Genomic DNA, 6,704 nt, shown 5'->3' with positions numbered 1-6,704 from the left:
GTTAAGATTAAAGCAGAGGCATTACGAGAAGCACAATTAGCGATGTTGAGGGGGGAAGTTATCATAGAAGAGGGTAAGTTAAGGGGTTCGGGTAGTCGTGGGGAGGTAACTTTGCCACCAGAGTTGGCGAATATTCATTCTAAGAATTTTGTTCATCCTTATTATTGGGCAGGGTTTACTATGGTTGGTAGTCCTTGGTAAATAATAATTGATAATTGATAATTGATAATTGATAATTGATAATTGATAGTGAATAATCGATAGTGAATAATCGATAATTAGAGCATTAGAAAGTTAGATAGAATCCGATTGAACAGTCGTCATTGTGACCATAGGAAGCAATCTCCGCACACCCCTGAGATTGTTATCCGTTCCGGAATGCTCCGCAAACCTTCCATCCCGTTCCAGTTGCAATGACTAATAGATATGTCCAAAAATTAAAAATCAAATCAATTCTAATCCATAAATTATCTATTCTTTCTTCCTGTTCCCTGTTCCCTGTTCCCTGTTCCCTGTTCTCTCTTTTCTAGAGATGTTTAATGATCCAGACTTGATATAATAGGTTATATTGTTGAAATTTCAATTATATCAAGTATCAAGATTATGATAGATCTAAATCTTCAAGCTCAACTTCAAAAAAGAAAAAATCCATTTGGAAGTAGTCGAGTCGATCATCCTTTTCAAGCGCATAACGATGCAGATAATGTTTTTAGTAAAGAATTTCATAGAATACAATCTACTCTAAAAGATATTAAACAAGATATAAATCATCAAAGTAAAGGGGTTGTAGTTATAGGAGAACCTGGGTTTGGCAAAACTCACCTAATGATGCGACTAGCAAATAGTAGATTAAAAACTAACCGACTATTATTTATTCGTCAACCGAATAATNATGAGAATTGGGTCGGGAAATGAATCTGACCAAAAACAATTTGTACTAGCCATGAAAGAGTTTAAAAATCAGTTAAATTTTGACAGTTTAATGGTGGCAGATAGTGCTTTATATACCCAAGAAAATCTCCAGTTATTAACAAATATTAAATGGTTAAGCCGAGTCCCAGTTCGTATCAAAGCAGCTCATCAGCTAGTTCAAGAAATAGATGGAAAAGATCGCCGAAAAATATTAAACAAGATATAAATCATCAAAGTAAAGGGGTTGTAGTTATAGGAGAACCTGGGTTTGGCAAAACTCACCTAATGATGCGACTAGCAAATAGTAGATTAAAAACTAACCGACTATTATTTATTCGTCAACCGAATAATCCTGATGCTGTTATATATCATATTTATAGTCGGATACTTGAATCTTTAATTAGGAGTATACCAAAAATTAATTATACTCAACTAGAATATTTGATTGCTAATAGTTGTGCCAATATTTTTAAAGAAATTATTGTGGAAAACCCTCATCTATATTTGGCAAAAGTCAGCAAAAAAGACAAGAATATATTAGCAGAAGTAGAAAATGGAAACTACCTGAAATTACTCACCTATTTATCATCAGATACTAAAGCTAGAAGAGAACTTTGGGAACATATAGAAAATCGAGTTTATCTGTGGTGGGTGACAAATTATTCCAGGGCAGGATATGGACCAGAAATATTAAAAGGAATTATCAAGTTTTGTGGATATAGATCTATTGATTATCGTTGCATAATTAGAGAATGGTTAGCAATGAATGAAGTACCTCAAAAATACTTAGATAAGGTTAGGATAGCATCCTGGCATCAAAGTATAAATAGAGAAGAAGTATCTCTAGAAGCACTAAAAATATTTGGTTATTTATCACTTTTAGATGAACCTTTAATTATTGTATTCGATCAGTTAGAAGGTTTGGGTAGAGAATATAATCAAAATCTTTTGCATAGTTTTGGAGAAGCCATCAAGGAAATTTTTACCCATGTTCCAAATAGTTTGATTATTTTGAATTTATTTCCCGATCGCTGGGAACAGTTCCAACAAGAGTTTGATGATTCTATTATAGATAGAATTTCTCAATGTCAAGTCTTGTTGCAAAAGCCATCTGAACACCAACTAAAAGCGATTCTTAATGAAAAATCAAAGTCTATTAATATTCCGATAGAGCAAATTTTTTCTCCACAGGAAATTCAGANTTTGATTATTTTGAATTTATTTCCCGATCGCTGGGAACAGTTCCAACAAGAGTTTGATGATTCTATTATAGATAGAATTTCTCAATGTCAAGTCTTGTTGCAAAAGCCATCTGAACACCAACTAAAAGCGATTCTTAATGAAAAATCAAAGTCTATTAATATTCCGATAGAGCAAATTTTTTCTCCACAGGAAATTCAGACTATCTTAAGTAGAAATTCTGTGCGTGGAATTATTAATTCTGCGGCTGATTTCTATAATTATAAAATTCACGGTATTTCCGTACCTGAGTATCTGAATGTCGATACAAACAGCACAATAAAATTACAAGATAATGCCAATATACAAAGTTTAGCCTCAGACATTAAACAAATTAAAGAACTTGTTCTCAAAATAGCTGGAAAACTGGATATTGAATCTAATCTAGAAGCAAAAGTTGAGACAAATGGTAAAACATCTATTGCTGAGACTACTCAAACTAATGCCGATAAAATTATCATAGATTACCTCAATCAGCAATACCATGAACTAGAAGAAAACTATAGTGAGTCTCAAATTATTACCAGTAGTGATGACCGAGGAAAATTGGAGAAAATTTTTGAATCCTTTAAAGTANTGAATCTAATCTAGAAGCAAAAGTTGAGACAAATGGTAAAACATCTATTGCTGAGACTACTCAAACTAATGCCGATAAAATTATCATAGATTACCTCAATCAGCAATACCATGAACTAGAAGAAAACTATAGTGAGTCTCAAATTATTACCAGTAGTGATGACCGAGGAAAATTGGAGAAAATTTTTGAATCCTTTAAAGTAATTAAACCAGATATAAAGTTAGATTTTCTCGCTTTAGATAGACCTAAAAAAATTCCAGACCATTTGGTGATTCAGACCGCAAATCTAGGTTATGCTATAAGTTTTTTATATGATGGAGGAAACGCATTTTTTTCTCGGATGACTAACTGGAATGAATTAGTTGTCAAAAATTATCATCTCAACTTTTATCTATATCGAGATGCCAGAGGTTATCAAGTTAGTGGTGAAAGAAGTCTGGCAGAATTAGATAAATTTAAAAATTTAGATAATGCCGAATATATTGTTTTTACCAAAGATGAACGAATTATTTTTGAACTGGTTTATCAAATCATTGTGGATATTCAAAACCAAGATTTAGAAGTGAACTTGAATCGAGCGTTATCGGTTGTTTTAAAAAGATATTCACATCATTCACTATTAAAAATAGCCCACAAAGTTATAGGAAATATTGAAATTTAGTCCCAAAAATAATTTTACTTCTAATTTCTGACTTATGCTATATCTCCCTAGCTTGTTTTTAACTATTTACTATTAAAAATAAGACGTAATTGCTATCTACAATCAACATGAAGATTGGTTTATTTTATTAGCCACTAAGTGGAGTGAGGTTCGCCTCATCTGGAATGGATTTTGGTTTGATTAATGCTGAAAAATTATTACATGAGGAAGTAGGGATTAGGATAGGGAACAAGCAAAAAATATTTACCAATGGATAATGGATAATTGATAATTGATAATTAATCAATCCGGTTTAAAGTTTCTCTTTTAGTATGAAAATTTTTAGTCTATAAATCTGACTTTTAACTTTTTACTTCCGTCAACTATATCTAATATCAAATCTGCTTGCCACGGTTCCCGAAAAATCGGAGTAACAATAAACCGGGTTTGTGGGAGGTCAATAGTAGGGAAGTTTTGCTGACGCAAAGCTCCGCTTTATATGTCGCGCAGCGTTAACGAAGTTGTGCGTTAGCTAAACGCTATGCGACATGTTTGCGGAGCATTCCGGAACGGAAAACGCATTTTTGCCTGTGCAACGTCCGTACAAGGGCATTTGAGACAAACCCGGTTGATCTGCTTTTTTATACTGATACTAACGGATTTTATATAATATGAAATACGTTAATGTTTGCTACTGAAGATTCATCAGGAAATGGGGGTATAGTTTTTTTGAAGTAGCATAATTTTTTGTATTTGATATAAGTAGTTAATCAGAATAATTTTGCAAACTTTTCAGTCACTAATTTTAAGGTTAGGCATCGGGCGATCGCTCTAATTTTTTCTTCCTTCTTAACCATTCATTTTTTTTCTCTACCAACTAACATAGTGCAATATAAGCTTAATTTAACTTAAGGAGTATGGGATTGAAAGATACAAAAAATGCCGTTGTTATTAGACATTTAGCTTTTGAAGACTTAGGAACTTTAGCTGATGCTTTGACACAACAAAATTATGCAGTAAATTATCTAGAAGCTGGAGTAAATAATCTAGCTGAAATTGATTCAGAAAAAACTGATTTACTGATAATTCTTGGCGGACCTATTGGAGTTTATGACGAGCCAGATTATCCATTTTTATCAGATGAATTAAGTTTATTACAAAATCGTCTGAAAGCAGATTTACCTACCCTTGGTATTTGTTTGGGNTTTTGAAGACTTAGGAACTTTAGCTGATGCTTTGACACAACAAAATTATGCAGTAAATTATCTAGAAGCTGGAGTAAATAATCTAGCTGAAATTGATTCAGAAAAAACTGATTTACTGATAATTCTTGGCGGACCTATTGGAGTTTATGACGAGCCAGATTATCCATTTTTATCAGATGAATTAAGTTTATTACAAAATCGTCTGAAAGCAGATTTACCTACCCTTGGTATTTGTTTGGGTTGTCAATTAATTGCCAGAGCATTAGGAGCATCAGTTTATGCAGGTTCAGGTAAAGAAATTGGCTGGTCAAAATTGGAGTTAACTCAAGAAGGAATCAATTCATCTTTAACTTATTTATCACCAGAAAATACATCTGTTTTACATTGGCATGGTGATACATTTGATTTACCAGTTGGTGCAACTTTACTTGCTTCAACTTCTAAGTATAAAAACCAAGCTTTTAGTTGGGGAAAAAATTGTTTAGCTTTGCAATTTCACCCGGAAGTAACTACTCTTGGATTGGAAAGATGGTTTATTGGTCATGCAGCAGAAATATCTACAACTCCAGATGTGACTGTTACTAAGTTAAGAGAAGATACAGCAATTTATGGTCAAAAATTAGAAATTTATGCCAATCAATTTTGGGAGACTTGGTTATCAGAATTAGAGAGTATAAAAGAGCCAGAAAAGTTATTAGTTAGATAATTATTATTTTTCATACTTTCCAGAAACTTTATGTAGGGATACTTGACAAAATATCTCTACATGACTTTCCATAACTATATTGACTTGCCGAGAAATTAAGGTGTAAAGCCTCTCCATTCATGGAAAAAAAGACAAAAATCCTTTTAACCAATCCTCTTATTTATAAGAAGTGGTAATTGTTTATTGTTAATTTGTGAACAGCAAACTTAGAGAAAAAATTATCAATTTTGATTTTTTTCTGTGGGAGCAAATTCGACATAAATTAGACTTGTTTTGTTTTGATTACGAATAAATGATGCTCCTAAATTTAAGTCAGTTAAGTTTTGTAGTAATCCTTCAGCGAGTCCTACTTTTCCCGAAATAGAATAAGAATCATCATTAGTTAATTCAATAGAAGCTGTTAAACATTTTCCTTCTAAACGACTATGAGTAACTGCTCTCCATGCTGGTTCATAAGCAAGCCAACTATAATTTTTTTCATCAAATTTTTCTACTATTTCCGAACTCCAGGGTTTTCCTTCAAGTGATAAATTTCTGCTTATTTCATCTAATTTATTAATATCTCCTTCTATTTTGCTTTCTAATCCACCTATTCTACTAAGAATAGCATTTGTTTCTACTTCTATCTCTTTTTGACCGACTTTTTTTTCTTTAATTGTTATTTTAGTTGCTCCTAAATCTACCAATAAACGAATTAGTTCGGCTTCTCTTTCTGCATAGAGTAAAGAGTCAAATACTTCTATAGGAATATATCTGTTACTTTTAGATTTTAAGGGATGTGCTCTATATAATTTTCCTGGTAATGGATGACCAGGAGGAAAGTCAAAATCTTCTGGTATATCTGAGTAGGTAGTTTCTGTTATTAATTCTGACCAATCTTCTAAATTCAATTGACTTAAAGCTAATTTTGTATTTTCTTCTAGTTTTTCTTCTTCACTACCTTGAGTATTTTGTTGGCGAGAAAACATCATTTTTGCTGATTCTGATATGGCAAAAAGCACTGGTATTAAAATCAAACCTGATGTCATCATACTTGATGGCTCTTCATCTTTTTCAGTAGTTTCATTAGTTTCATTAGTGACAGTAGTAATTGCTGAAGATAGAGATTGTTGTAAACTTTATTTATCATTAGGAGTAATGTAAAGCAATGGTTTATATTTCTTGACCTGTTGAATTTCTGAAGACTGATTCATTACAAAACCGCTTATAAAACTTTTAACATAAATATTATAGATTGATTGGTGATTCCATAGCAAGAATTTAGTAAGCATTCAGCCTTTAGCTATCAGCCATCAGCTATAATTTCTTAACTGGCTGATAGCTAAAGGCTGAATGCTTACTAAATTCTTGCTATGGAATCACCAATCAATCTATAATATTTATGTTAAAAGTTTTATAAGCGGTTTTGTAATGAATCAGTCTTCA

4 protein-coding genes and 2 pseudogenes are annotated in these 6,704 nt (G+C 32.2%); 4 read left to right on the top strand and 2 right to left on the bottom strand.

Going from position 1 to position 6,704, the window contains the following annotated elements; all coding sequences use genetic code 11:
* Positions 1–201 (top strand): CHAT domain-containing protein (locus tag AFK68_RS16590; protein WP_143437947.1); only part of this gene is annotated, 201 nt, incomplete at its 5' end.
* A 691-nt stretch (positions 202–892) separates the two neighbouring features.
* Positions 893–1,138, top strand: a pseudogene (locus AFK68_RS16580) (IS1634 family transposase); the annotation flags it as partial.
* Between the two features lie 2,572 nt (positions 1,139–3,710).
* On the opposite strand, the gene AFK68_RS36915 reads toward AFK68_RS16580, so the two are convergent.
* Positions 3,711–3,854 carry a hypothetical protein gene (locus tag AFK68_RS36915; protein WP_168186511.1) on the bottom strand — a complete coding sequence of 48 codons (144 nt, stop codon included), beginning with the start codon at positions 3,852–3,854 and terminating at the stop codon, positions 3,711–3,713.
* A gap of 431 nt (positions 3,855–4,285) precedes the next feature.
* Here AFK68_RS36915 and AFK68_RS45475 point away from each other — a divergent pair.
* Positions 4,286–4,572, top strand: a pseudogene (locus tag AFK68_RS45475) (glutamine amidotransferase); the annotation flags it as partial.
* A 1-nt stretch (position 4,573) separates the two neighbouring features.
* Positions 4,574–5,279: glutamine amidotransferase (locus AFK68_RS45470; protein WP_143437948.1), on the top strand; the 706-nt coding region annotated here is incomplete at its 5' end.
* A 221-nt stretch (positions 5,280–5,500) separates the two neighbouring features.
* Here the strand turns inward: AFK68_RS45470 and AFK68_RS16555 are convergent.
* The gene (locus AFK68_RS16555) at positions 5,501–6,310 is read right to left on the bottom strand and encodes a hypothetical protein (RefSeq protein WP_094673739.1); all 810 of its coding nucleotides are present in this window, start codon (positions 6,308–6,310) and stop codon (positions 5,501–5,503) included.
* Between the last annotated feature and the right edge of the window lie 394 nt (positions 6,311–6,704).

Source organism: Hydrocoleum sp. CS-953 (genome assembly GCF_002260545.1).
Lineage (GTDB): Bacteria > Cyanobacteriota > Cyanobacteriia > Cyanobacteriales > Microcoleaceae > Trichodesmium.
Note: the sequence above shows the minus strand (reverse complement) of the source record. Positions and strands in the feature narration are given on the sequence as shown.